This window comes from Mycoavidus sp. SF9855 (assembly GCF_024582735.1).
Lineage (GTDB): Bacteria > Pseudomonadota > Gammaproteobacteria > Burkholderiales > Burkholderiaceae > Mycoavidus.
In genome coordinates this window covers 508,130-533,264 of sequence record NZ_CP102085.1, presented here as the reverse complement: position 1 = coordinate 533,264, position 25,135 = coordinate 508,130, and the positions used below count along the sequence as shown (strand labels likewise).

Here is a 25,135-nt window from a genome sequence, read left to right as displayed (position 1 = left end):
CATGAATACGCCAAGCTATCGTGAACTCGTAGTCGAGCTTACTCGAGCGGATGCGCAAGCGCTCTCCGATATCCTGCTCGAATTAGGCGCCCTATCGGTATCGCTTGAAGATGCGCAAGCCGATACGCTTGATGAGCAGCCACTTTTTGGCGAGCCCGGTCATGAGCCGCCTCATGCCGCGTGGCAACTTTCGCGGCTCAGCGTGCTGATTGCCGGCTCGCAAGAGCCCGCGCTTTTGCTCGGCGCGGCAGCCAATGAGCTTGGTCTAACCTCGCTGCCGCCCTATCATGTGCGTGAAGTGCCGAATCAAGACTGGGTTCAGCTCACCCAAGCGCAATTCGAGCCGATCCCGATCGGCCAGCGCATCTGGGTCGTCCCTTCCTGGCATCTGCTGCCCCCAGAAGCGCCTCAAGATGCGCTGATACTCGCGTTAGATCCGGGGCTTGCCTTTGGCACCGGCAGCCACCCCACGACGAAGCTATGCATGGAATGGCTTGAAGCAACCGTCACTGCGAGCCACTCGGTGCTCGATTACGGCTGCGGCTCCGGCATCTTGGCTATTCTCGCTAAGAAATGTGGCGCAACGCATGTCCTTGGCATTGATATCGATCCACAAGCAATTACCGCGGCGCGCCGCAATAGCGAACAGAACTTGGCAGAAGTCGCCTATCAGTCCCCCGATGATGGTGAAAGCGGGCAATTCGATCTCGTTGTCGCCAATATTTTGGCGAATCCACTTAAATTGATGGCCTCAATGTTATGTGCAAAAATACGCCCAGGCGGTCAACTTGCGCTTTCTGGTATCCTTGAGCGCCAGGCAGACGAACTGATACACACCTATGCGCCTTGGCTTAAATTATCGGTTTGGCGCGCCGAGGAAGGCTGGGTGTGCTTGACCGGTCAGCGGCCACTCTGAAAGTCATTTTTAACCTTTGATAGGAATTACAATGTCTACAGTTACCCTCGGCGGCACGCCCGTCAATCTCAGCGGCACCTTCCCAACACTTCATCAAACCGCGCCATCTTTTACCCTCACCGGCAAAGATTTGGCTGAAGTTAAACTGACTGATTTTGCGGGTAAACGCAAGGTCTTAAATATTGTGCCGAGCTTGGATACCCCGGTTTGCGCGACCTCCACGCGTGCCTTCAATCAGGCTGCCAGCCAGCTTAATAATACGGTGGTCCTGGTCATCTCAGCCGATCTGCCGTTTGCAGCAGCACGCTTTTGCACCACCGAAGGGATTGACCATCTAGTTACGCTGTCAACTTTTCGCCACCCTGAGTTTGCCAAACATTATGGGGTTGAGATAACCAGCTCGCCACTCGCTGGCCTGACGGCACGCGCAGTATTGGTGCTTGATGAAAACGATCAAGTTCTACATGCAGAACGTGTGTCCGAAATCAAGCACGAGCCTAATTATGAAGCCGCGCTTGCCGTGCTGAGGTAAGGCCATGAGTACACTCATCTGCGGTTCACTCGCCTATGACACATTAATGACCTTTGAGGGGCGTTTTAGCGAGCACATTTTACGTGAACAGGCGCACATCCTGAATATCAGCTTTCTGGTACCCACCATGCGCCGTGAATTTGGCGGCTGTGCAGGTAATATTGCTTACAGCCTGAACACTCTCGGAGGTACACCATACATCATGGGTACACTGGGTGAAATAGATGCACAAGACTATCTCGCCCATCTAGCTAAGCTCAAATTACCGACTGATTATTTGCGCGTGATACCTGAGATGTATACGGCGCAAGCGATGGTCACCACTGACCTTGAAAACAACCAGATCACAACCTTTCATGCAGGTGCGATGTTACAGGCACACGTCAACCACGTGAGCCAAACCCAGAATATCACCCTGGGTATCGTCTCACCAGACGGCGGCGATGCCATGCGCCAGCATACGGAACAATTTGCAGCAGCTAATATTCCGTTTATTTTCGATCCCGGCCAAGGGCTGCCCCTGTTCCAAGGCGCCGAGCTAAAAAAAATGATCGAGCTTGCCACCTATGTCACCGTCAATGACTATGAGGCAGAGCTATTGAGCAATAAAACCGGCTGGTCAATTGCACAGATTGTCGAGCGGGTTAAGGCACTGATCATTACCCGTGGAGAGCATGGCGTCTTAATTCACCATGATGGTAGTACGACCACCATTCCTGCCGTTCCGGTTGAGCAGGTCATTGATCCAACCGGATGCGGCGATGCCTTCCGAGGTGGCTTACTCTATGGCCTCGAACACGGCTTAGATTGGGCCACAACCGGTCGCCTAGCGAATTTAATGGGTTCAATCCAAATTGCCCACCAAGGTCCGCAAAACTATCCTCATCGACGGGATACCATCCATCAATCTTTCAAACAAACATTTTCTTACAGCTTACAGTAATGGCGGCAGCCTACAGTCATTTTTTGGAGAAATGTATGGATAAGATGATTCGCGTTACAGCCACTGTCTTGCTGGCCAGCGCTTTTGCATTACAAGGCTGCGCACTACAGAGCAGTTCAGCTAATGTCTACACGGCGAACCAAGCGCGGCGTGAACAAACAGTGCGCTTAGGTACCATTGCCAGCGTACGCGCGGTTAAAATCCAAGCAGACAATGGCCAGCCAAGCGGCCTAGGCGCGCTCGGTGGTGGTGCTTTAGGTGCAATTGCGGGTAGCACCATTGGTGGCGGACGCGGCGCACTGCTGACCGGTATCGTGGGAGGCCTTGGCGGTGTCGTTGCGGGCGATGCCATTGAAGGGGGAATCGCCAAGCGTAGTGGGCTAGAAATCACGGTACGTCTTGACAACGGTGAGGTACGCGCAATTACTCAGGAAGCTACACAAGAAATATTCCGAGCCGGTGAGCGGGTACGTTTAGTGTCAGGTAGCGGGATCACTCGCGTCACCCACTAATCAGCCATTTTCTTGATTGCTTTAAATCAAGAAAATATCCCGCTGTCTGGCAAATGCAGATCAGCGGGATATAGGATCGAGTCAGAACCCGATCAATCGATGCAGCGAGCCGCCTACATATCAACTTACACCTACCGGCGCTAAAGTTACGGCCGGCTGCCGGTTGGGAACGGCCAAGCAGCCGCCGGATTCAACGCGGTTTTGACACCCGATGTAGAGCTTGATGGGATTGTCACGGGCGTTGTTACCGCTGGTTTAGTGATCGCCGAGGATGGCTTTTTTGCCGACTCGGCTTTTTTTACTGGGGTAGCTTTCTTTGCTGCAGCCTTTTTGACTGCAGCCACTTTTTTGACTACGGCTTTTTTAGCCACGGTAGCTTTCTTTGCTACAGTCTTTTTAACTGCAGCCACTTTTTTAACTACGGCTTTTTTGGCCACGGTAGCTTGCTTTGCTACAGTCTTTTTAACTGTAGCCACTTTTTTGACTACGGCTTTTTTAGCCACGACCTTTTTAGCCACTGCTTTTTTGGCTACTACTTTTTTTACTGGCGTTTTTTTCGCTGCGACTTTTTTCACAGCAACCTTTTTAGCGACAACTTTCTTAGCTGGCACTTTTTTCGCCACGGCTTTCTTGGCTACCGTTTTTTTTGCCACTGCTTTCTTCGCTACGACTTTTTTAGCTGCCACTTTCTTGACCGGAGCCTTTTTCGCGGCTACCTTCTTCGCCGCTACTTTTTTTACAGCGGTCTTTTGAGCGACAACTTTCTTGGCTGGGGCTTTCTTCACTACACTTTTCTTAGCAGTAGCTTTTTGAGCTGTAGTCGTTTTCTTCACAGCAGCTTTCTTTACTACGGGTTTAGCCGTGTCTTTCTTTACAGCAGGTTTCTTTTTAGCAGTAACCATTATTTACTCCTTCAAGTTTCAGATAAGAATCGAACAAACAACACCCTTGGTCGAGGTCCGCCTTTCGCAAGTGCATGGCTTATCTGCACTCGCGAAAAACGAACCATTCATCGGCGTACGCTTCATATTTGGCTTACGCTAATGAATACGGCAACACATATACGCCCTCTTTTGAGTACTGTACATGCCAAAAAAACGCCGACACCCAGGCCGGCCATTGCTGAAAAAAATCACGGCAAAACCGCGTGATTTTTTTCATAGAATAGTCTTTAAAGAAGGTGTAATTTGCCAGACTTATCATCATCTTGTCTGTCGTCACTATTCCCAATTGAGCGCGCCGCCAGTTTGATACTCAATAACTCGCGTCTCAAAAAAATTACGCTCTTTCTTTAAGTCAATCATCTCACTCATCCACGGAAAAGGATTCTCTTCTTTTGGAAAAAGCTGCTCAAGGCCAATTTGGGAACAACGCCGATTACAAATAAAACGCAAGTAGCCTTTAAACATTGATGCATTCAATCCAAGCACGCCGCGCGGCATCGTATCTTCAGCGTAACGGTATTCAAGATCGACCGCTGTTTTGAACAACTCGCGAATTTCCTCGCGAAATTCAGAAGTCCATAAGTGCGGATTTTCGAGTTTGATTTGGTTGATCAAATCAATGCCAAAATTACAATGCAATGATTCGTCGCGCAAAATGTATTGATATTGCTCAGCCGCGCCAGTCATCTTGTTTTGTCGGCCCAGCGCTAAGATCTGCGTAAAGCCAACATAAAAGAATAGCCCTTCCATCACGCACGCAAACATGATCAGCGATTTCAGCAAAGCTTGATCTGCGGCTGGCGTGCCGGTCTTAAAAGCAGGATCGGTCAATGTATGAATGAACGGAATCAGGAATTCATCCTTCGCACGGATCGATGGAACCTCATGGTAAGCATTGAAGATTTCACCTTCGTCTAAGCCCAGCGATTCAACAATATATTGATACGCATGGGTATGAATCGCCTCTTCAAACGCCTGGCGCAATAGATATTGCCGACACTCAGGCGCTGTAATATGACGATATGTCCCCAGGACAATGTTATTCGCCGCCAACGAATCTGCCGTGACGAAAAATCCGAGATTGCGCTTAACGACTCGGCGCTCATCCTCAGTCAGGCCATTCGGATCTTTCCACAGCGCGATATCGCGCGACATATTAATTTCTTGCGGCATCCAGTGATTCGCGCAACCAGACAAATACTTTTCCCACGCCCATTTATATTTAAACGGAACCAATTGATTCACATCGGTTTTGCCGTTAATGATGCGCTTGTCCGCGGCTTTTACGCGCGCCTCTTGATCAGGTTGGCGAGTCACGCTGTCAAGCACAGGTCCAGAGGACTCAGGCGAGAAAGAGTGCTGTGCGCCACTTGCGGGAGTTTCAGCTGTAATGTCTTCGTCCCAGTTGAGCATAAATTTCACCATCGATATAAATCGGTTTGTACCATCTTTTCACAAGGGATAAAAGAGTTCAGTTGTGAAAAGCGCTTTTTTAGTGTTGTATGCAACCTGCATACAACACTTCGAGTCACTTAAGCGCGCGCCCAGCGCATCGAATTCAATCTTAAACATCGATCGATGCCGCTTGCTTGTTCTTAATTGAGAGGCTTAGCACGCATCAAAAAAGATGCGCGCGCCGTTTCTTATTGGCAAGCTTCACACGAATCAAAATCCGCATCACCCGGCCGCAGCATGCACACTGGAGCTGACTCTTGCTCCGCTTGTGCGAGACTATTCAGGTCAGTACTGTCAGGCGCCAAAGCTGACACGGCGTTTAGTGCGCCATGCGCCACTGTCGATTTCTCAACATGGGTAGCGGCCATCGTACGCAGATAATACGTGGTCTTTAAGCCGCGCACCCAAGCGAGCCGATAAATCTCATCCAGCCGCTTACCAGAAACACCCGCCATATAAATATTTAACGATTGCGCTTGATCAATCCATTTCTGCCGACGAGAGGCTGCTTCAACTAACCATTTAGGGTCGATTTCAAAAGCGGTTGCGTACAGCGCGCGCAACTCAGCCGGAATTCGGTCGATACGAGTCAACATGCCATCGAAATATTTCAGATCGGCTACCATCACTTCATCCCACAAGCCACGCGCTTTCAAATCGCGCACCAGATAATCGTTCACCATGGTGAACTCACCCGATAGGTTCGATTTCACATAGAGATTTTGGAAGGTCGGCTCAATACATGCCGATACCCCAATGATGTTTGAAATGGTGGCGGTTGGTGCAATCGCGACGCAATTCGAATTGCGCATGCCGTGTTGAGCAATGCGGCTGCGCAACACATCCCAGTCAAGCGAGCTGGTTTGATCCACCTCGACATAACCGCCACGTGCATCAGCCAGAAGTTTCAGTGTGTCTTGCGGCAAAATCCCTCGCTCCCACAACGAGCCCTGATAGGTTGAGTAGCAACCGCGCTCAGCGGCCAATTCAGTCGAAGCCCAATATGCGTAATAACACACGGTTTCCATCGAACGATCAGCAAATTCAACTGCAGCCTGCGAAGCATAGGGATAGCGCAATAAATGCAAGCAATCTTGGAAACCCATAATGCCCAGCCCTACTGGCCGATGCTTCAAATTTGAATGGCGCGCCTTTTGCACAGCGTAATAATTGATATCAATCACATTGTCGAGCATGCGCATCGCCGTTTGAATGGTCTTTTTCAGCTTAACGTGATCAAGCGCTAAGCTGCCATCTGCCTGCTGGCTGAGGTGTGCAACCAAATTGACTGAGCCCAAATTACATACTGCGATTTCACTCTCATTAGTATTGAGCGTAATTTCCGTACACAAATTCGACGAATGCACGACCCCCACATGCTGCTGCGGGGAGCGGATATTGCACGGATCTTTGAATGTAATCCAAGGGTGACCGGTTTCAAACAGCATGCCCAGCATTTTGCGCCACAACTGAGCAGCGGATACTTTCTTAAAGAGCGTAATCTCGCCACGCGCAGCCTTCTCTTCATAGCCTACGTAAGCAGTTTCAAATTCAGCGCCAAATTTATCGTGCAAATCCGGGCAGCTTGAAGGGGAAAACAAGGTCCAATCTGCGCCTTCATTCACGCGCTTCATAAAGAGATCGGGAATCCAGTTGGCCGTATTCATATCGTGCGTGCGGCGACGATCATCCCCCGTGTTTTTGCGCAACTCGAGAAATTCCTCAATATCTAAATGCCATGTTTCCAGATAAGCGCATACCGCGCCTTTACGTTTGCCGCCTTGATTGACAGCAACCGCGGTGTCGTTGACCACCTTTAGAAAAGGCACGACCCCTTGCGACTTACCATTTGTACCTTTGATATGCGAGCCTAGCGCGCGTACCTGCGTCCAATCATTGCCCAAGCCGCCGGCAAATTTTGACAATAGCGCATTTTCTTTTAATGCCTCATAAATACCTTCCAGATCATCGTCCACCGTTGTCAAATAACATGACGACAATTGCGCGCGACGCGTGCCAGAATTAAATAAGGTTGGGGTTGAACTCATGAAATCGAATTTTGACAGCACCTGGTAAAACTCAATGGCGCACGCTTCACGATCGGCTTCATTCAGTGCAAGCCCCATCGCCACCCGCATAAAAAAGGCTTGCGGCAGTTCAATCCGCTGTCCCTCATGATGCAGAAAGTAACGATCATAGAGGGTTTGCAAGCCAAGATAACCAAATTGCAAATCGCGGCTGGCGTCAAGCGCTGCGCCTAGTTTTTCTAGATCGAACTGCAATAACTTGTCATCAAGCAGTTCAGCTGCGATACCCCGTTTAATAAATTGCGGGAAATATTCAGCATAGCGAGTGGCCATTTCTGCTGGCGCGACTTCTTCCGCAAGCACTTCGCGGCGCATCGTGTGCAGCAAAATACGCGCCGTTACCTGACTGTAGGCCGGATCTTGCTCAATCATCGTACGCGCAGCAAGAATGGCTGAATCGTAGACTTGACTAATCGGCACCCCATGGTAAAGATTTTTAATCGTTTCAGTCACAATCGGCTCGGCTTGCACCGCGCTGCCTAAACCCTCGCACGCGCTGACAATCAGCGCATTAAGTGCAGATAAATCAAGCGGCCGCATCAGTGGCCCATCGGTCACCTGGATCACGCCCTCTAGAGTTGGCTGCGCCTGATCACTCAACGCACGCTCTTGAGCGCGTTTTTCTCGATACAACACATAGGCGCGTGCGACGTTATGCTCGCCGGCGCGCATTAACGCAAGCTCAACTTGATCTTGAATGTCTTCAATATGAAACGTGCCGCCAGCAGGACGGCTACGCATAAGCGCATGCACTACATGTTGTGTGAACTGAGCGACTTGTTCGCGTACACGAGTTGAAACAGCGCCTTGCCCTCCATTAACCGCCAAAAAAGCCTTCGTCATGGCAACTTCTATTTTAGAAGGCTCAAATATCACCACTGCGCCATTACGGCGGATCACTTTATAGTCAGCCAACGTGTCTGTCTGCGTAGCCAAAGCCGACGCAGCATTTTTACTATGGGGGTCATCTTGCTTGATAACGGGGCGGCCAATCGGCGCGCTCTCTTCGGCCGGGGCCTTATATGCGGTGGTTTGCATCGGCAAAACTCCTAGTCTATTTGATGAAGGCGCGGCAAAACCGCGGCTGAAAATAAGAAATTGTCTTCAAAGCTATGCGCGTTTACGTCTACGAATAGGGCTGGGAAAATGAACACAAGACGAGCCTAGCACTGATTCGCACCCTGTTTGCCGTCAAACTTTGCACGCTGTGCTTGAGCATATTGCATTGTCACTAAAAGAGTGCAGACCACAAGATATAGTGTTGAATAAAACATCGGATACCAAGTATAGTGAATTTATGAGGCACTGAACACTGCTTTATTTTTTATTTACACCCTTGACTTTTGTGAATTCGCGCTACAAACATACTAAACTATGCACCACAAGCTTACTCCGCTAGCGCTCTCTGCACCGCTCGTGCATTAACTCACGCCCTGGGCCCTTGGTAAGGAAAATAAACTTCAGCAAGCCCGCTCAAAACACGCAAACGCTGCCAATCAAAATGGGGGCCTGGGTCAGTTTTTCGCCCAAGAGCAATATCCTCATGCCCAACCAGGGCGCCAATTGGATAGCGATCCATGAGGGCTTTAATCAGTTCTGCAAGCTTAAGATATTGAGTGGCTTCAAATGGGACCATGTCGACCCCTTCAAGTTCAATCCCAATCGAAAAATCATTGCACCCTTCACGCCCGAAAAAATTGGAGGCTCCCGCATGCCAAGCGCGGTCATCGCAAGAGACAAATTGCTGCAAGTCGCCATTACGCCGAATCAAAAAATGAGCAGATACCTGCAGCCGCCGTATCTCGCCGTAATATGAATGCGCATCAAAATCAAGTCGATTACAAAAGAACTCAGCCACTTGTGGCCCACCAAATTCACCTGGCGGCAAACTAATATTGTGTATCACAATCAGCGTCGGCGTAATACCAATCGGCCGCGCATTAAAATTAGGAGACTTTTGTGGAGATACGGCCTCAATCCAGCCAGACTCATCAATCATCAGTCGCATATTTACCGCTTGCGCCCTGCGGCCTGTGCATAGCGCCGAGCGTGCGCCATAGTGCAAAATGACTTGCCATGAGCGTGCTGTATTTCGACCGCAGGGACATATACACCGCATTCGGCGCAGCGCACCACACGCTCAACGCCTGAGTCAGAGTGAGCATGAGGCCGGTGCTTTGGATCGTACGGATCGAGATTAAGATAGCGCATCGCACGCCGCCAAAGGGTCCTGCCAAGCAGATACAAAACTATATAAAGAAGAATTCGACGCATAAATAAGCCACTTTTCTAATCCTGCATTTAAACTCTACTGTTTTGCAACAGTCTTTTAAAGAGCTGGGCGCCGCAACAGCACTTCAAACACGAAATGGCTCCCCACATAAGCCAGCAAAAGCACCATAAAGGCGGCCAATACCCAGCGTAAAGCGGTGCGGCCACGCCAACCATAAAATTTCCGACCCAGTAAGACTGCGCCAAACATGATCCATGACAAACCAGCAAAGACCGTTTTGTGATCAAAGCGCAAAGCGCGGTCAAATAACTGCTCACTAAAAAGAATCCCTGAAACCAGGGCCAACGTTAGTAAGACAAAACCGGCGCCGATTAAACGAAATAGCAATTTTTCCAGCGTGAGCAATGGCGGCAACGAATCCAGCCAGCGGCCTAAGCAGTTTTGTTCTAGCGCCGCGTGCTGCATAGACTGGCCCACAACACGATGCAATCTACGCTCAACCAGTAACATCAGCAGTGCATGCAAAGCCATCAGGGCCAACAAGCCGTAAGCGACGTTCGCCATCACAAAATGAAATTTAAAAAGCAGATTGGCGGCATAGGGCAGTAACTGCACGCCACCAAATGCAAGAGGCAATAACGAGGCGACACAAGCCAGTGGCAAGGCCAATAAACTTAAACCCTCTAACTCAAAGAAAAAACTTTCAAGCCAGTAAATGCCAATGCTAAGCCACAGCATTGCTGATAAAGCAAAGGCAAAACCAAAAATCATCGCATCCGGCAAAAAGATGGTGATATACAGTAATCCCCCATGCGAGAGGAGTGCGCCCGCAAGCCATAAACGGTTCCAGCCCAAACGTGGCTGCGCCGGCAAGCCACTATAATTAATCGCGAAACCTCCCCGCCAGCGCTGGTACCAAGCTACAGATGCCAAGCCACCGTAGAGCGCCGCCGTCAACAGGTACAGTACAATAGTCATAACCTTAGTTTACCCTGAGTCCCTGATTTCTCAAAAGTTGTTTGTAAAACTACAGCTCATTCACTATTTCTATGTTTGATACTCTAACTCAGCGCATGGCGCGCATCGTCAAAACGCTGCGCGGCGAAGCCCGTTTAACTGAAGCCAATACACAGCAAATGCTGCGCGAGGTGCGCCTGGCTTTGCTCGAAGCAGATGTCGCGCTACCGGTTGTGCGCGCATTGACTACCAGCATAAAAGAAAAAGCCCTCGGCGAAGAGGTTATCGGCAACTTGACGCCAGGCCAAGCGTTAATCGGCGTTGTCCAGCGCGAACTCACCGCCGTCATGGGCGGCGATTATGCAGGCCAAGCCGCCGAATTACAGCTGGCGGTTAAAGCGCCTGCGATCATTTTAATGGCAGGCTTGCAAGGTGCGGGCAAAACCACCACCGTGGGTAAACTTGCCAAGTTTTTGCGCGAAAAACAGAAAAAAAAGGTACTGACTGTTTCATGCGACATCTATCGCCCAGCTGCCATTGCTCAGCTCAAAACGGTGACCGAACAGGCCAAGGCTGACTTTTTTCCTTCGCAGCCCGAACAATCCGTGCTTGAAATCGCGCAGGCAGCACTCGATTGGGCACAACGCCACTACCATGATGTATTAATCGTCGACACCGCCGGCCGCCTGGGTATCGACGAAGCTATGATGCAAGAAATTGCAGCGTTACACAGCGCATTAAACCCCGCTGAAACTCTGTTTGTGGTCGATGCCATGCTCGGGCAAGACGCAGTGAATAGTGCCCAAGCCTTCAGTGCCACGCTGCCACTGACGGGTATTGTATTAACCAAGCTCGATGGCGATGCACGCGGTGGCGCGGCTTTATCAGTGCGTCATATTACAGGCCGGCCGATTAAATTTGTGGGCGTAGGTGAAAAACTTGACGGTCTCGAGGTGTTTCACCCGAGCCGCATGGCCAGCCGGATTCTCGGCATGGGTGATCTATTCTCTCTTGTCGAGCAAGCGCAACATAAAGTTGATATACAGGCCGCACAGCAACTCGCCAATAAGGTCAAAAAGGGGGACTTTAATCTCGATGACTTTAAGACGCAGCTCTCGCAAATGAAAAACATGGGTGGCCTCTCATCACTGCTTGATAAATTACCCGCACAATTTCAGGCAGCCAGCAACCCGCTGAAGATGAATCAAGCCGAAGGCCAAATACGCCGCATGGAAGGCATGATTAACGCCATGACGCCCCTTGAGCGCAAAAAACCGGAGCTCCTTAAAGCCAGCCGCAAACGCCGGGTCGCTGCCGGCGCGGGGGTCCAGGTGCAAGAACTCAATCGAATGCTGTCGCAATTCGATCAAATGCGCACGATGATGAAAAAGCTCAAAGGGGGTAACGTGGCGAACATGATGCGTGGCCTAAAAGGCATGATGCCAGGTATGCGCTAAGTCCCTCAAGTTACTGCGGAATCTACCCTCAATACCGCCCCCCCTAAAAAGAGCGGGGCGGCTACCAGGCATGACTGCATCAAAGCTGACGAATAAACGCACGCGTTCCGGCCAGCAGCATTTCAACCGAAATCGCAATTAATACTAACCCCATCAAGCGTTCAATGGCGATCACCGCGCGCGGACCGAGAAAGCGCTGAATGCGATCTGCCAAAATCAACACAAATGCACAAACCCCCATCGTGACAGTCAGCGCACCAATCCACTCCATAGTCTGCCCGGGCCCTTGCGAAGAAAGCAGCATCACCGTCGCCATTGCCGATGGTCCCGCTAACGCAGGAATCGCGAGTGGCACAATCAACGGCTCACCGATGATTTCAGCGGTCATTGGGTCATCCGCGGCTGGAAAAACCATCCGCAGAGCAATGATGAAAAGGATAATGGCGCCCGCAAGTTGCAACGATGTATCAGTCAAGTGCATCAGACGCAAAAAATGCTCGCCCATCAGCATAAAGATCAACAACGTCACAAAAGCAATCCCCACTTCGCGCAGCACCACCCAGACGCGCCGTTCGGCGGCGACATTGCGGAGCGCATTAATGCAAATAGGAATATTGCCAAGCGGATCAATAATCAAAAGCAATAAAATGGTCGCTGTTATAAAATCATATTGCACAATACTTTTCCTTTAATTTTCAAATGCTGCGTGAATTTTAGCTGAGATGAATGCTGGCGCAGCCGTCACATCCACTAAGGTCGGCTGAGCATCCCGACGTCCTTGATATTCAAACTGACGCTCTTTAAGGCCTCGCTCGCTAATCACTAGCCGGTGCGGTACGCCAATCAGCTCCCAATCAGCAAACATCACCCCTGGACGCTCGCCACGATCATCCAAGATCACATCGATTCCCATCTCAAGCAACTCCGCGTATAAACCTTGCGCCGCCATTCGCACCGTTTCACTACGCTCATAGCCAATCGGGCATATAACGACCTCGAACGGTGCAATCGCCTCAGGCCAAATGATGCCACGTTCATCAAAATTCTGCTCAATTGCCGCCCCAAGAATGCGGGTAATGCCAATGCCGTAACATCCCATCACCATTGGCTGCGCCTTGCCCGACTCATCAAGATAGGTCGCGCCTAATGCTTGCGAATAACGCGTGCCAAGTTGAAATACATGGCCCACTTCAATCCCCCGGCAAATGGCCAATGCTCCCTTACCATCAGGTGAAGGGTCTCCAGCAACTACATTACGCAGGTCAGCCACCACCGGCTCCGGCAAATCGCGCCCCCAATTCACTCCCGTCAGATGAAAACCCGCCTCGTTCGCACCCACAATAAAATCGCTCATCTTAGCTACAGTCCGATCAGCGAATACTTTGACCGGCTTTTGCGTACCTATCGGGCCCAAATAACCCGGTCGGGTGCCAAACCATTCAATAATTTCTGCTTCACTGGCCAAACGGTAGCCGGTGGCACCCGGAAGTTTGCCTAATTTAACTTCATTGAGCGTATGGTCACCACGCAATAGCAGCAACCAAATCTGCGGCATAGAGCTGCCACTACCATGATGTGTGAGTGGACTAGCGTCAACCTCCGCGTTAGCATCAATCGCCAGGACGATCGATTTAACTGTATGCTCAAGCGAAACGCCAAGGAGTGCTGCGACCCTTTCGCATTTCTCGGCGTCCGGCGTAGCCACCTTGGTCAGTGCCGCTTGCGGCTCGACACGTTGTTCAATCAATGGCAGTGCATCAGCAGCTTCAACGTTGGCGGCATAGTCTGAGGCAGGACAATAAGCAATGGCGTCTTCTCCCGTATCCGCAATCACATGGAATTCATGCGAGCCAGAACCGCCGATTGACCCATTATCAGCCGCCACTGCACGAAACACGAGACCAAGTCGCTTAAAAATGCGTCCATAAGCATCATACATTTGCTGATATGAGCGCTCTAAACCCGCATTATCCGGATCAAAGGAATAGGCATCTTTCATGGTAAATTCACGTCCGCGCATGACCCCAAAACGTGGCCGGATTTCATCGCGAAATTTGGTTTGAATTTGATAAAAAGTGACTGGCATTTGCCGATAACTTTTGATTTCTTTACGGGCAATATCAGTAATTACTTCCTCATGCGTGGGTCCAATCACAAAATCACGCTGATGCCGATCTTTCAAGCGCAGCAGTTCTGGTCCGTATTGGGTCCAACGCTGCGATTCCTGCCATAACTCGGCAGGTTGCACCGCTGGCATCAGCAACTCAAGCGCCCCCGCTCGATTCATCTCCTCACGTACAATCGCTTCGATTTTACGCACTGAACGCAACCCCAATGGCATGTAAGTATAAATCCCACCGGCGACGCGCCGAATCATACCAGCGCGCAGCATAAGCTGGTGACTGGCAATCTCTGCGTCAGCGGGCGCATCTTTAAGTGTGCTGATAAAAAAACGAGAGGCCTTCATTTAGTTTCCCAAGCAGGGTGTAAAAAAACAGGCGCTGTGGACTAAGATCGTACACCGCGCCCGCTATTGTTTATAATCGAGCTATTTTAAAGGATTCAAGGGTAGTTGTATGCTGGATCGCGATGGCTTTCGCCCAAACGTCGGCATCATTCTCTTAAACGCACGCAATGACGTGTTTTGGGGCAAACGGATACGCGAGCACTCGTGGCAATTCCCGCAAGGCGGCATCCAATATGGCGAAACCCCGATACAAGCAATGTATCGGGAGTTATATGAAGAGACTGGCCTAAAACCCGAACATGTCAAAGTCCTTGGCCGCACACGCGACTGGCTGCGTTATGAGGTGCCGGACAGATATATCAAGCGCGATGCGCGTGGCCATTATCGTGGGCAAAAACAAATTTGGTTTTTGCTGCGCATGGTCGGCCGCGACTGCGATATTTGCTTGCGCGCCACAGGACAACCGGAATTTGATGCTTGGCGCTGGCATCAGTATTGGGTACCGCGCGAGGCGGTGATTGAATTTAAACGTGAGGTGTATCAACTGGCGCTGACTGAATTATCGCGCTTTGTCCATCATTTGCCGGTACGCGCAGAGAAGCAGCCTATCAATACTACGCCAGCGGCATTAGTAGAAAACGGCTAATGCCGCTGGCGCGCTAGATAACGTTAGCTTAAAACCAGATTGTCGCGATGAATCAACTCAGGCTCAAGCATATAACCCAGGACAGCCTCGATTTCGCTGCTGGGCCGGCGCTGAATGAGTCGCGCTTCTGCGCTACTATAGTTGGTGAGCCCTCGCGCCACTTCTTGGCCCGCTGGACTTAGGCAAACAATCACTTCGCCTCGCGCAAACACGCCTTGTACTTTCACAATACCGATTGGCAGTAGACTTTTGCCCTCCCGCGCGAGCTTAGCGCATGCGCCATCATCAATCACAACATGGCCGCGCACTTGTAAGTGATCCGCCATCCATTGCTTACGCGCAGCCATTCGCGCCGTGCGCGCAACCAGTCGAGTGCCAATTGCTTCCCCCCCTGCAAGCCGGGTCAGCACATCAGGTTCGCGCCCACTCGCAATCACCGTACATGCCCCACTATGCGCGGCCCGCTTAGCAGCGAGTATTTTAGTGAGCATGCCACCACGGCCAATATGCGTTCCGGCGCCGCCTGCCATCACTTCAAGGGCGGGATCTCCAGCTTCGGCCACAGCCACGAAAACCGCATTTGCACCCTGGCGCGGGTCGGCGGTATACAGACCACGCTGGTCAGTCAAAATGATCAGCGCATCAGCCTCTATGAGATTGGTTACGAGAGCGCCTAGCGTATCGTTATCGCCAAATTTAATTTCATCGGTAATGACGGTATCGTTTTCATTAATAATCGGCACCACTCCTAGACGCAACAATGTCAGCAGGGTCGAGCGAGCGTTTAAATAACGTTCGCGCTCAGCCAGATCAGCATGAGTCAGAAGAATTTGCGCGCTACGCAACTGGTACGCATTGAAATGACTTTCATACGCTTGCGCCAACCCAACTTGGCCAACTGCCGCTGCCGCCTGCAATTCGTCAATCTCACGCGGACGGCAGCTCCAGCCAAGGCGTTGCATCCCTTCGGCAATCGCCCCTGAACTCACCAGCGCGACCTCTTTACCGAGTCTGCGCAAACCGGCGATTTGCTCAGCCCAGCTACGCATCACGCCATGGTCGAGTCCACGCCCGTCATTGGTCACCAGGCTTGAGCCCACCTTAACCACCAGGCGTTTGGCGACAGCAATCGCCGGCAGCGAGGTATGCTTAGAGAGGGCCTGCATCGTCGGCATCTATTGGCGGCCCCTCCCGAAAGCGTGCATCCAGCGCTAACTGCTCAGCTTCAGCAGCAAGGCCGGCGGGTCCATGCTTGGCAAGGTAATCATAAACGGCATAAGTCAGCGCTTCACAACCTTGCCCATTCAGCGCAGAAATGCCAAACACCGGCCCCTCCCAGCCAAAGCGTTTAACAAACTCGGCAATCTGTGCCGCGCGCAGATCATCCGGCACCATATCGATTTTGTTAAGCACCAACCAACGCGGCTTGGTATAAAGCTGCGTATCGTATTTGCGCAACTCATTCACAATTGCCCGTGCTTCTGCAACAGGATCAACGCCTTCATCAAAAGGCGCCATATCAACTAAATGCAATAACAAGCTAGTGCGCTGCAAATGCTTCAAAAAACGATGGCCGAGTCCAGCCCCTTCAGCGGCGCCCTCAATCAGACCTGGAATATCGGCAATCACAAAACTTTTACTAGGGCCGACCCGCACGACGCCTAAATTAGGCGCAAGCGTGGTAAATGGATAGTCTGCTATTTTTGGCCGAGCATTGGAAACGGACGCGATAAAAGTCGATTTACCCGCATTAGGCATACCTAATAGGCCGACATCCGCCAGTATTTTCAATTCCAGGCGAAGCATCCGACATTCGCCCTCCTTTCCTTCTGTCTTTTGGCGCGGCGCGCGATTCGTGCTCGATTTGAAATGGAGGTTGCCTAACCCGCCACTCCCGCCTTGAGCAAGCGTAACGCGCTGTTCGTGCTCCGTCAGATCTGCAACGGTTTCACCGGTGTTAAGATCCGTGATAATCGTACCCACTGGCATACGCAACGTAATATCTTCGCCGCTTTTGCCGTAACAATCGGCACCACGTCCGTTCTGGCCTCTACCCCCCAGATGCTTTTTAGCATAGCGGTAATCAATCAAAGTATTAATATTGCGGTCGGCAACAGCGTAGACACTACCGCCCCGTCCGCCGTCCCCCCCATCCGGCCCGCCAAACGGGATGAATTTCTCACGCCGCATCGAGGCGCTGCCATTACCGCCATCGCCACCGAAGACTTCTATCTTTACTTCATCAATGAATTTCATTGTGTTTATTCAACCCGCTTTAATTGCCCATTCACCTAAAATAGGCTACAAATCCATTGTAGTTCTAATTGACCATAGTTTGCACAATTTGGTCCGCCGTCGCCTCGCGAAGCGATCTGCTACAGTACGCAGCCTGCCACTGATTATATTGAGCGTATTAACGCAAAAGGCCCCGCTTGCTGGCGGAGCCTTTTGCATTGAGCCGGACAAACCGGACGACTACGTGGTCTGCGTTAAGCAGCTACAGCAACCACGTTGACCATCTTTTTGCTCGCTTTGCCTTTAATTGTGAAACATACGTGACCATCAGTCAACGCATACAGCGTATGATCTTTACCGATGCCGACATTCTCGCCTGGATGCATACGCGTACCGCGCTGGCGCACAATAATGCCGCCCGCATTGATTGCCTGGCCGCCATATACTTTAACGCCAAGCCGTTTTGACTCTGAGTCGCGGCCATTACGTGATGACCCGCCTGCTTTTTTATGTGCCATGAGTAACTCCTTAGACCGCTTTAACCGTTAATTGCGTCAATGCGCACTTCAGTATAGTTCTGCCGATGGCCAGCATGCCTTTGATAGTGCTTGCGGCGACGCATCTTGAAGATCGTGACCTTCTGATGCCGCCCTTGGGCAACAACGGTAGCCTTGACGCTAGCTCCACTCACCAGTGGCGCGCCGAATCTGATTGATTCACCTTCGCCAATTGCTAATACCTGGTCAAGAGTCACTTCTGCGCCAATGTCTGCCGGTATCTGTTCTATTTTCAATTTTTCGCCGGCTGCAACTTTATATTGCTTGCCACCGGTTTTTATGACCGCGTACATTGTGTGTACCTCATTAATAAATTAATCGTTTAATTTCTTCGGCTTTAAGCACGAAAAGGCAATATTGTATAGTGATTTGGGTATAGAGTCAAAAATACAAATATCCTCTCTGAATCACTCGATGATAAAATACGCAACCACGAAGAATTATCATATCGCTAGGCTAGACCAAGCCTAGTTGATGCCTGTTTATATATAACGGAGTCCCGGGTGGCTTTAAAACCTATTTTTCACCGCATTTTGGCGGTCCTAGTTGTGAGTAGCAGCGGATTATTTAATCTCGCCCATGCTGAGACCTCTTCCCTACGGGCCCCAGATACGATTGCTGCGCGGGTGCAAGCTTGCGCTATCTGTCATGGCAACCAAGGGGAAGGAACCGACAATGATTACTTCCCCCGCTTAGCCGGCAAACCCGCCGATTACCTGTACAACCAACTGAAACATTTTCGTGAAGGCCGGCGTAAATATGCGCCAATGAATTACCTCGTAACCTATCTTTCTGACGATTATCTACGTGAAATCGCAGTGTATTACGCCAACCTACATCCACCCTACCCAGTGCCTGAGCTCTCCAACTTGCCGCCATCACAGCTTGAACGCGGCCGGCGGATTGCTCTTCATGGGGACTCGACTAAAAATGTACCCGCTTGTATTGCGTGCCATGGTCAAGCCCTCACCGGGATGGAGCCCGCCATTCCAGGCCTAGTTGGCTTACATGCTGATTACATCAGCGCCCAACTCGGTGCATGGCGTTCAGGGATTCGCCATGCGACAGCTCCCGATTGCATGCATACCGTTGCTATCCAGCTTAGTGATACCGATATCCGTGCTGTCTCCACCTGGCTTGCGATGCAACCAGCGCCCCCCAATGCCGCCCCCGCTCCAGCAGGCTCACTAAAATTGCCGCTCTCATGTGGCAGCCAGCCTCACTGAGTTAAAAGCGCCATTTTAGAAAAATCAAGGAACTCAGCATGCAACGTAAGACCTTATTCGGATTGTTGGCCACCGCACTATTAGCGCTCATACTTGCCGCCGTGGCTATGTTTACCCCTATACTGTGGCGGGGTAACATCCCAGCCTCCAGCCATAGTGGCCCCGCTAGCACACCCGACAATCAAGCCAAATTGATCAAGCACGGCCACTATCTTGCACGCGCAGGAGATTGTATTGCATGCCATACGGTGCGGGGTGGCCAGCAGTTCGCCGGCGGCCTTCCTATGCCGACACCATTTGGCACCCTATATACGCCCAACATCACCCCTGACAACGAAACCGGGATTGGCACCTGGAGCTCAGACGATTTCTATCGCGCCATGCATAACGGGCGCTCAAAAGATGGTAGCTTGCTTTATCCAGCCTTTCCGTTCCCCAGCTACACCAAGGTGACACGCGCCGATTCCGATGCAATCTATGCCTATCTGCGTTCAGTGCCAGCCATTAAGCAACCAAACCGGCCTAATGAGATGCGGTTTCCGTTCAATAATCGCAACCTCTTAATCGGCTGGCGCACGCTTTTTTTCTCTGAAGGGGAGTTTCAGCCCGACCCAGCTCAATCAGTTGAATGGAATCGCGGCGCATATCTGGTTGAAGGCCTGGGCCACTGCGCGATGTGCCACACCAGCATTAACGCGCTGGGTGGTTCCGACCAAAGCGCAGCCTTTGGTGGGGGCTTAATCCCATTACAAAATTGGTATGCCCCTTCATTAACGTCAAATAAAGAAACCGGTCTTGGCGATTGGCATCTCCAGCATATCGACGATCTGTTAAAAACAGGCGTTTCGCAACGCGGCGCCGTATTTGGGCCAATGGCCGAAGTGGTGCATAATAGCTTGCAGCATCTGTCTGATGAAGATATTCGGGCTATGTCAGTTTATCTGAAAGCATTACCGCAAAAAGGTGAACCGCCCGAACCCGTACAGCTTGTCACTTCAGCAGCATTTGGCGCCAAGCTCTTTACACAAGGCGAAAAAATTTACACACAACAGTGTGCTAGCTGCCACGAAGCAAATGGGCGTGGCCAGCCTCCCGCATACCCACCGCTGGCAGACAATCAGTCAATTCAAATGCACTCGGCCGTTAACCCGATTCGGATGGTGCTCAATGGCGGCTACCCACCTTCCACTACCGGCAATCCACGCCCATACGGAATGCCGCCCTTTGCCCAGCATTTGTCTGATGAGGAGGTTGCAGCCGTTGTAAGCTATATTCGGATGTCCTGGGGCAACCACGGTACATCCGTGTCGCCACAGCAGGTCAATGATTTGCGCTCGGCGCCACTCGAGTAAACCGGGCGATTAACGGAAAAATAGGTGTTGCGTAAGCTTGGCCAGTGGATAATGCACGCTCGGCTGGATCCGCGGCGGTAAATCAAGCGGCTTAAGCAACATCTTCAAGCACATATCCGCCGATAAATGACGGCGCACCAGCTTATTTACACGCGCACTCATTTGCCGTGCGTGGGCTGAATTGCCAGCTTGCTCTGGATAGCGGATTGCCAATACATGGCGCAAAGCAATTTCCGTGTCGTCATTACGAATTTCAAAGAGCCGCCGCACCAGTGCACAAAGCACAGCCCAGCGGCCATTTTTTTCAATTTCGTTATATTTCTTAAAATACTTGAAGAAGTATTTATAGTGACGCACTTCATCTGTGCGGATATGGTTGGTGATTTCTTTCAGCACCGGCTCGTTGGAGCATTCATTGATTGCGCGATACAGCGTAGCCGTACCGGTTTCAACGACGCAGCGCGCCACCATCTCGAGGGCACGTGTTTTCTCGAATTCATCCACGGTGCATATTTTTGAATATTCGGCAAAGAAATTCGCAAACGCAAGCTCCCAGTCAAATTGCGGCCAAACATGGTTAATATACGTCTTAAGTGCTCGGCCATGCTGCAATTCTTCATGCTCCCAGTGCAGGCTAAGCCACTCAGCGACTTCGGCATCTTCACCAAAGTAATTCACCAAATTCTTGGTATATAAATCAGAACCGCTTTCGATAAACGATGAAGCGCACAACAATAGCATTAGCTCTTCGCTTGCGCGCACAGCCGTGTAATTAATCCGGCTAAAATCAATATCCTCAACACGCCATGGCAATGTAGTAATATCAATAGTGTCAGCTTGCATCTTTTGACTCTCCAAAATTGACTCCTCTGCTTAGAGACTCGGGCATTCGGTAAAAATCTACGGCCCAGCCGCAACCTAAAAGTCAGCAGCAAAAGCCTCCCGTCGATCCATCATTGTAATAAAGACGGGCCACTTTCAGGCAAATAGCCAGCTATAATACGCTTTTTATACAGATATGCTCTGGTGCGTCTGCGTTATCAATATCTAGTTTAGTTCATCATATAAAAAACGCATCTGAGCACCAACTCCAATCGCCCCCAGTTTTTACCCCTGAGAACGGCGCTTTTTATGAACAAGAAAGTCTATATCAAAACTTTCGGCTGCCAGATGAATGAATATGACTCTGACAAAATGGCCGATGTGCTGACAACAGCAAAGAACCTTTTCGAGCAAGAATTGGTTAAAACAACCTCTGCCGAAGAAGCCGATATTATTCTATTTAATACCTGCTCAGTGCGCGAGAAAGCGCAAGAGAAGGTTTTCTCGGACCTCGGCCGCGCACGTATCCTAAAAGAAGCCAAACCGGAACTTATTATAGGTGTCGGTGGCTGCGTGGCAAGCCAAGAAGGGCAAGCCATTATTGCCCGCGCGCCTTATGTCGATCTGGTCTTTGGCCCGCAAACCCTACATCGGCTACCCGCCATGATCGAACAGCGCCGACGCACCGGCCACGCTCAAGTCGATATTTCATTTCCAGAAATCGAGAAATTCGATCATCTGCCACCGGCGCAAGTCAACGGCCCCAGTGCTTTTGTGTCAATTATGGAAGGGTGCAGCAAATATTGCAGCTACTGCGTAGTACCCTATACACGCGGTGATGAGGTCTCACGCCCACTTCCTGACGTATTAACTGAAATCGCCGGCCTAGCCGAGCAAGGCGTGCGCGAAGTCACACTGCTGGGTCAAAATGTGAATGCTTACTGGGGACTTTGGCAAAGCCCAATAGGCGAACCCACGCTCGCTCCCGCTTCAGAAAACAATCTCTCTGAATACGCCGACTTTGCTACTTTGATTGAATATGTCGCCGAGATTCCCGGCATTGAACGTATCCGCTTCACCACTTCTCATCCCAAAGAATTTAGCCAACGCTTAATTGATGCGTACGCAAACACACCTAAGTTGGTCGATCATTTGCATTTACCCGTGCAACACGGCTCTGATCGGATACTCGCGGCGATGAAGCGTGGCTACACTATGCTTGAATATAAATCCATTGTGCGGCGCTTACGCGCCATACGCCCCAATATTTCGCTTTCGACAGACTTTATCGTAGGGTTTCCAGGAGAAACAGAGGCCGATTTTGATAAACTGATGGCGCTGGTCGATGAAATCGGCTATGACACTAGTTTTTCCTTTATTTATAGCCCCCGTCCTGGCACGCCCGCGGCCAATCTAATAGATGATACGCCACATGAAGTTAAGCTAGGCCGCCTGCAACGTTTACAAGCGGCGATTGAAGCCAATGCACAAAAAATCAGCGCAGCGATGGTCGCTAGCACCCAATCTGTATTGGTCGAAGGGCCATCGCGTAAAAATCCAGTCGAGCTTTGCGGACGCACGGAAAATAACCGCGTTGTCAATTTTCCAGCGCCGCTTCACACTCATCAACGCCTAGTTGGGCAAATTATTGAGCTGACCATTGAAGAAGCTTATGCACATTCGCTGCGCGGCAAAATCATGACATCATGAAACACGCCCCTCGTTTGCAACTTACCGTACAATTCGTAGCCAGCGACAGCACATCGCATAAAGCATTGATGCCACGCGCTACGCTCATACACTGGATTAAGCCTGCGCTTTTTGCAGATGCCGTACTGACCCTGCGCTTTGTTGATGAGCCAGAAGGCAGAGTGCTTAATCGTACTTGGCGCAACAAAGATTATGCAACCAATGTCTTAACTTTTAATTATGCAGAAAACCTCAGCGACCCAGTTACTGCCGACTTGGTGTTGTGCTGCCCAGTCATTGAACGGGAGGCCAACGAACAAAAAAAACTGCTCGTGGCCCATTACGCACACTTGATTGTGCACGGTATTTTGCATGCACAAGGTTATCAACATGACAACGACGAGGAAGCATCTGTTATGGAATCACTGGAAACCGAATTGCTTGCCAAACTTGGTTTTGATAACCCATATTGCTAAATGACTGTTTCTATGATGAATCAACAGGGCAATGCAGCCGCTGCGCCAGATTATCCATCACTGCTTGGCGAAGTCCATCCACTCACCGATGAAGAGTTGGCGCATTCACTGCAAACCTCCCTTAAACAGTGGGATCGCACCTCCGACCTCTGGCTCTTCGCCTATGGCTCACTGATCTGGAAGCCTGATTTACCCGCTGCTGAATCATGCAGCGCACGCGTTTATGGCTACCATCGCGGCTTATATTTATGGTCATGCCTGACCCGCGGCACGCCACAGATCCCTGGCCTTGTGCTAGCGCTTGACCATGGCGGCTCATGCGCCGGTCTCGCCTTTAGAATCGCCACCGATGGCGCCATGCCTCATTTAGAAAAACTGTGGCAACGTGAAATGGCGATGGGCTCGTACCGTCCTGTTTGGCTAGCATGTCAACTCAACGACGGCCGCCGCGTACGCGCGCTGACCTTTGTGATGCACCGCGACAAACCCACTTATGCCGGACGTTTGCCAGATCATATTGTGCGCACCGCCTTTAAACACGCACAGGGCCACTGCGGCACCACACTTGATTACGTAGCACGCACCGTTGAAGCGCTACGCGCTAGCGGCATCCCTGACCGAGCACTGGAAGCGCTGCTTGAGCGTTGCCAATGCAAAAAAACCGACGACTAGTGTATCCTTTAAGCTCTTTATTTTCTGCGCGTGGCCTATAACCGCAACGCATCCATATGAACGATGTCTATCCCAGTCGAAAACTCACCGGAAAACCCCGCTCATTGCTCGAGCGTCTAACTGACCTTATTTCTCCAGGGCCTGACTCACGTAGCGAACTGCTCGAAGTGCTCCAAGATGCGCATAGCCGCAATCTGATCGATGCAGACTCGCTCTCGATGATTGAAGGCGTCTTTCAAGTAACAGATTTATGCGCGCGTGACATCATGGTGCCACGCGCGCAAATAGATGCGATTAACATTGCGCATAGTCCAGAGAGCTTTATCCCATTCGTCCTTGAAAAAGCTCATTCGCGCTATCCCGTCTATGATGGTAGCCGGGATCATGTGATTGGCATTCTACTTGCCAAGGACTTGCTACGCTTTTATGCAGAAGAGGATTTCGATGTGCGCGGCATGTTGCGCCCCGCTGTTTTCATTCCTGAATCGAAGCCCCTCAATGTGCTACTGCACGATTTTCGGGTAAACCGCAATCACATTGCGATTGTGGTGGATGAATATGGCGGTATTGCTGGCCTCATTACGATTGAGGATGTGCTTGAACAGATCGTTGGGGATATTGAAGATGAATACGACTTCGATGAAGAAGAAGACAATATCATCGGCTCGCCGGATGACCGCTGTCGCGTACGCGCCCTGACTGAAATTGCGCAGTTCAACAAAGTCTTTGGCACGCAATATAGCGATGATGAAGTCGATACCATTGGCGGCTTGATTACCCATCGCTTCGCTCGTGTGCCGCATCGTGGTGAAAAAGTACGTATCGATAATCTGATCTTTGAGGTTTTGCGAGGTGACGCACGCCAGATTCACATGTTGCTTGTGCGCCGTGCTCCACATACGGCTCTGCCCGGTGAATTTGAAGCCAGCGCTGAGCACCATTAAGCCACGCCATGGC

Annotated in this window: 25 protein-coding genes and 1 pseudogene; 12 read left to right on the top strand and 14 right to left on the bottom strand. The window is 50.8% G+C overall.

Annotated features, from left to right (window positions below; genetic code table 11):
• Position 1 precedes the first annotated feature (1 nt).
• Genes prmA through NQD60_RS02280 form a run of 4 tightly spaced genes read left to right on the top strand, consistent with a single transcriptional unit; the run spans position 2 to position 2,903 of the window.
• On the top strand, positions 2-916 hold the full coding sequence (gene prmA / locus NQD60_RS02295) for a 50S ribosomal protein L11 methyltransferase (RefSeq protein ID WP_257100894.1): 915 nt from the start codon (positions 2-4) through the stop codon (positions 914-916).
• A gap of 31 nt (positions 917-947) precedes the next feature.
• Positions 948-1,448, top strand: coding sequence for a thiol peroxidase (gene tpx, locus NQD60_RS02290; protein ID WP_257100893.1), 501 nt, complete (start codon positions 948-950; stop codon positions 1,446-1,448).
• Positions 1,449-1,452: 4 nt separating this feature from the next.
• Positions 1,453-2,391, top strand: coding sequence for a carbohydrate kinase family protein (locus tag NQD60_RS02285; protein ID WP_223693766.1), 939 nt, complete (start codon positions 1,453-1,455; stop codon positions 2,389-2,391).
• 35 nt (positions 2,392-2,426) lie between these two features.
• Positions 2,427-2,903 (top strand): hypothetical protein, encoded by a 477-nt coding sequence (locus NQD60_RS02280; RefSeq protein ID WP_257100892.1) that lies wholly within the window; start codon positions 2,427-2,429, stop codon positions 2,901-2,903.
• Between the two features lie 146 nt (positions 2,904-3,049).
• On the opposite strand, the gene NQD60_RS02275 is transcribed toward NQD60_RS02280, so the two are convergent.
• The 7 genes from NQD60_RS02275 to NQD60_RS02245 form a co-directional block, all read right to left on the bottom strand.
• Positions 3,050-3,805 (bottom strand): histone H1-like DNA-binding protein, encoded by a 756-nt coding sequence (locus NQD60_RS02275; RefSeq protein ID WP_257100891.1) that lies wholly within the window; start codon positions 3,803-3,805, stop codon positions 3,050-3,052.
• Positions 3,806-3,938: 133 nt separating this feature from the next.
• Positions 3,939-4,064, bottom strand: a complete 126-nt coding sequence (locus NQD60_RS02270) for a hypothetical protein (RefSeq protein ID WP_257100890.1) — start codon at positions 4,062-4,064, stop codon at positions 3,939-3,941.
• Positions 4,065-4,123: 59 nt separating this feature from the next.
• On the bottom strand, positions 4,124-5,260 hold the full coding sequence (locus NQD60_RS02265; protein WP_223694651.1) for a ribonucleotide-diphosphate reductase subunit beta: 1,137 nt from the start codon (positions 5,258-5,260) through the stop codon (positions 4,124-4,126).
• A 230-nt stretch (positions 5,261-5,490) separates the two neighbouring features.
• Positions 5,491-8,427, bottom strand: a complete 2,937-nt coding sequence (locus NQD60_RS02260) for a ribonucleoside-diphosphate reductase subunit alpha (protein WP_257100889.1) — start codon at positions 8,425-8,427, stop codon at positions 5,491-5,493.
• Between the two features lie 388 nt (positions 8,428-8,815).
• Positions 8,816-9,397 carry a 1,6-anhydro-N-acetylmuramyl-L-alanine amidase AmpD gene (ampD, locus tag NQD60_RS02255; protein ID WP_257100888.1) on the bottom strand — a complete coding sequence of 194 codons (582 nt, stop codon included), beginning with the start codon at positions 9,395-9,397 and terminating at the stop codon, positions 8,816-8,818.
• 2 nt (positions 9,398-9,399) lie between these two features.
• Positions 9,400-9,600 carry a hypothetical protein gene (locus NQD60_RS02250; protein WP_223693756.1) on the bottom strand — a complete coding sequence of 67 codons (201 nt, stop codon included), beginning with the start codon at positions 9,598-9,600 and terminating at the stop codon, positions 9,400-9,402.
• A 118-nt stretch (positions 9,601-9,718) separates the two neighbouring features.
• Positions 9,719-10,600: an inner membrane protein YpjD gene (locus NQD60_RS02245; RefSeq protein WP_257100887.1), complete on the bottom strand. Its 882-nt coding sequence runs from the start codon at positions 10,598-10,600 to the stop codon at positions 9,719-9,721.
• Between the two features lie 71 nt (positions 10,601-10,671).
• Between NQD60_RS02245 and ffh the strand changes: the two genes are divergently transcribed.
• Positions 10,672-12,036 (top strand): signal recognition particle protein, encoded by a 1,365-nt coding sequence (gene ffh / locus NQD60_RS02240; protein WP_257100886.1) that lies wholly within the window; start codon positions 10,672-10,674, stop codon positions 12,034-12,036.
• Between the two features lie 79 nt (positions 12,037-12,115).
• Here ffh and NQD60_RS02235 read toward each other — a convergent pair whose 3' ends face one another.
• Together NQD60_RS02235 and NQD60_RS02230 are read right to left on the bottom strand one after the other, a co-directional pair.
• On the bottom strand, positions 12,116-12,712 hold the full coding sequence (locus NQD60_RS02235) for a MarC family protein (protein WP_257100885.1): 597 nt from the start codon (positions 12,710-12,712) through the stop codon (positions 12,116-12,118).
• A gap of 12 nt (positions 12,713-12,724) precedes the next feature.
• Positions 12,725-14,503 carry a proline--tRNA ligase gene (locus NQD60_RS02230; protein ID WP_257100884.1) on the bottom strand — a complete coding sequence of 593 codons (1,779 nt, stop codon included), beginning with the start codon at positions 14,501-14,503 and terminating at the stop codon, positions 12,725-12,727.
• Positions 14,504-14,612: 109 nt separating this feature from the next.
• Here NQD60_RS02230 and NQD60_RS02225 point away from each other — a divergent pair.
• Positions 14,613-15,077, top strand: a pseudogene (locus tag NQD60_RS02225) (RNA pyrophosphohydrolase); the annotation flags it as partial.
• Positions 15,078-15,172: 95 nt separating this feature from the next.
• Here NQD60_RS02225 and proB read toward each other — a convergent pair.
• From proB to rplU, 4 genes are all read right to left on the bottom strand, one after another.
• Positions 15,173-16,315, bottom strand: a complete 1,143-nt coding sequence (proB, locus tag NQD60_RS02220; RefSeq protein WP_257100883.1) for a glutamate 5-kinase — start codon at positions 16,313-16,315, stop codon at positions 15,173-15,175.
• Complete coding sequence (gene obgE / locus NQD60_RS02215; RefSeq protein ID WP_257100882.1) at positions 16,299-17,405, bottom strand: GTPase ObgE; 1,107 nt, start codon at positions 17,403-17,405, stop codon at positions 16,299-16,301. The genes proB and obgE overlap by 17 nt, the downstream gene beginning before the upstream one ends.
• A gap of 233 nt (positions 17,406-17,638) precedes the next feature.
• Positions 17,639-17,902 carry a 50S ribosomal protein L27 gene (gene rpmA / locus NQD60_RS02210; RefSeq protein WP_223693739.1) on the bottom strand — a complete coding sequence of 88 codons (264 nt, stop codon included), beginning with the start codon at positions 17,900-17,902 and terminating at the stop codon, positions 17,639-17,641.
• Between the two features lie 20 nt (positions 17,903-17,922).
• The gene (gene rplU / locus NQD60_RS02205) at positions 17,923-18,234 is read right to left on the bottom strand and encodes a 50S ribosomal protein L21 (protein ID WP_026921389.1); all 312 of its coding nucleotides are present in this window, start codon (positions 18,232-18,234) and stop codon (positions 17,923-17,925) included.
• 210 nt (positions 18,235-18,444) lie between these two features.
• Here rplU and NQD60_RS02200 point away from each other — a divergent pair, with 210 nt between their 5' ends.
• Together NQD60_RS02200 and NQD60_RS02195 are read left to right on the top strand one after the other, a co-directional pair.
• Positions 18,445-19,167 carry a cytochrome c gene (locus tag NQD60_RS02200; RefSeq protein ID WP_257100881.1) on the top strand — a complete coding sequence of 241 codons (723 nt, stop codon included), beginning with the start codon at positions 18,445-18,447 and terminating at the stop codon, positions 19,165-19,167.
• A gap of 38 nt (positions 19,168-19,205) precedes the next feature.
• Positions 19,206-20,519 (top strand): cytochrome c, encoded by a 1,314-nt coding sequence (locus NQD60_RS02195; RefSeq protein WP_257100880.1) that lies wholly within the window; start codon positions 19,206-19,208, stop codon positions 20,517-20,519.
• 9 nt (positions 20,520-20,528) lie between these two features.
• Here the strand turns inward: NQD60_RS02195 and NQD60_RS02190 are convergent, their stop codons facing one another.
• On the bottom strand, positions 20,529-21,362 hold the full coding sequence (locus NQD60_RS02190; RefSeq protein ID WP_257100879.1) for a ferritin-like domain-containing protein: 834 nt from the start codon (positions 21,360-21,362) through the stop codon (positions 20,529-20,531).
• Between the two features lie 288 nt (positions 21,363-21,650).
• Here NQD60_RS02190 and miaB point away from each other — a divergent pair, with 288 nt between their 5' ends.
• From miaB to NQD60_RS02170, 4 genes are read left to right on the top strand one after another with little or no spacing between them, the layout of a single operon-like run.
• A complete protein-coding gene (gene miaB, locus NQD60_RS02185) occupies positions 21,651-23,051 on the top strand; it encodes a tRNA (N6-isopentenyl adenosine(37)-C2)-methylthiotransferase MiaB (protein WP_257100878.1) in 1,401 nt (466 codons plus the stop codon).
• Positions 23,048-23,506: an rRNA maturation RNase YbeY gene (gene ybeY, locus NQD60_RS02180; protein WP_257100877.1), complete on the top strand. Its 459-nt coding sequence runs from the start codon at positions 23,048-23,050 to the stop codon at positions 23,504-23,506. Before miaB ends, ybeY begins: the two co-directional genes overlap by 4 nt.
• A gap of 12 nt (positions 23,507-23,518) precedes the next feature.
• Positions 23,519-24,178, top strand: coding sequence for a gamma-glutamylcyclotransferase (locus NQD60_RS02175; protein WP_257100876.1), 660 nt, complete (start codon positions 23,519-23,521; stop codon positions 24,176-24,178).
• A 56-nt stretch (positions 24,179-24,234) separates the two neighbouring features.
• Positions 24,235-25,122, top strand: a complete 888-nt coding sequence (locus tag NQD60_RS02170; protein WP_257100875.1) for an HlyC/CorC family transporter — start codon at positions 24,235-24,237, stop codon at positions 25,120-25,122.
• Positions 25,123-25,135 lie beyond the last annotated feature (13 nt).

Bases quoted from the DNA above. Each gene is read 5' to 3' on its own strand.
- prmA (WP_257100894.1), top strand. From the start codon at position 2: ATGAATACGCCAAGCTATCGTGAACTCGTAGTCGAGCTTACTCGAGCG.
- tpx (WP_257100893.1), top strand. From the start codon at position 948: ATGTCTACAGTTACCCTCGGCGGCACGCCCGTCAATCTCAGCGGCACC.
- NQD60_RS02285 (WP_223693766.1), top strand. From the start codon at position 1,453: ATGAGTACACTCATCTGCGGTTCACTCGCCTATGACACATTAATGACC.
- NQD60_RS02280 (WP_257100892.1), top strand. From the start codon at position 2,427: ATGGATAAGATGATTCGCGTTACAGCCACTGTCTTGCTGGCCAGCGCT.
- NQD60_RS02275 (WP_257100891.1), bottom strand. From the start codon at position 3,805: ATGGTTACTGCTAAAAAGAAACCTGCTGTAAAGAAAGACACGGCTAAA.
- NQD60_RS02270 (WP_257100890.1), bottom strand. From the start codon at position 4,064: ATGAAAAAAATCACGCGGTTTTGCCGTGATTTTTTTCAGCAATGGCCG.
- NQD60_RS02265 (WP_223694651.1), bottom strand. From the start codon at position 5,260: ATGCTCAACTGGGACGAAGACATTACAGCTGAAACTCCCGCAAGTGGC.
- NQD60_RS02260 (WP_257100889.1), bottom strand. From the start codon at position 8,427: ATGCAAACCACCGCATATAAGGCCCCGGCCGAAGAGAGCGCGCCGATT.
- ampD (WP_257100888.1), bottom strand. From the start codon at position 9,397: ATGCGACTGATGATTGATGAGTCTGGCTGGATTGAGGCCGTATCTCCA.
- NQD60_RS02250 (WP_223693756.1), bottom strand. From the start codon at position 9,600: ATGCGCTATCTTAATCTCGATCCGTACGATCCAAAGCACCGGCCTCAT.
- NQD60_RS02245 (WP_257100887.1), bottom strand. From the start codon at position 10,600: ATGACTATTGTACTGTACCTGTTGACGGCGGCGCTCTACGGTGGCTTG.
- ffh (WP_257100886.1), top strand. From the start codon at position 10,672: ATGTTTGATACTCTAACTCAGCGCATGGCGCGCATCGTCAAAACGCTG.
- NQD60_RS02230 (WP_257100884.1), bottom strand. From the start codon at position 14,503: ATGAAGGCCTCTCGTTTTTTTATCAGCACACTTAAAGATGCGCCCGCT.
- proB (WP_257100883.1), bottom strand. From the start codon at position 16,315: ATGCAGGCCCTCTCTAAGCATACCTCGCTGCCGGCGATTGCTGTCGCC.
- obgE (WP_257100882.1), bottom strand. From the start codon at position 17,405: ATGAAATTCATTGATGAAGTAAAGATAGAAGTCTTCGGTGGCGATGGC.
- rpmA (WP_223693739.1), bottom strand. From the start codon at position 17,902: ATGGCACATAAAAAAGCAGGCGGGTCATCACGTAATGGCCGCGACTCA.
- rplU (WP_026921389.1), bottom strand. From the start codon at position 18,234: ATGTACGCGGTCATAAAAACCGGTGGCAAGCAATATAAAGTTGCAGCC.
- NQD60_RS02195 (WP_257100880.1), top strand. From the start codon at position 19,206: ATGCAACGTAAGACCTTATTCGGATTGTTGGCCACCGCACTATTAGCG.
- NQD60_RS02190 (WP_257100879.1), bottom strand. From the start codon at position 21,362: ATGCAAGCTGACACTATTGATATTACTACATTGCCATGGCGTGTTGAG.
- miaB (WP_257100878.1), top strand. From the start codon at position 21,651: ATGAACAAGAAAGTCTATATCAAAACTTTCGGCTGCCAGATGAATGAA.
- ybeY (WP_257100877.1), top strand. From the start codon at position 23,048: ATGAAACACGCCCCTCGTTTGCAACTTACCGTACAATTCGTAGCCAGC.
- NQD60_RS02175 (WP_257100876.1), top strand. From the start codon at position 23,519: ATGATGAATCAACAGGGCAATGCAGCCGCTGCGCCAGATTATCCATCA.
- NQD60_RS02170 (WP_257100875.1), top strand. From the start codon at position 24,235: ATGAACGATGTCTATCCCAGTCGAAAACTCACCGGAAAACCCCGCTCA.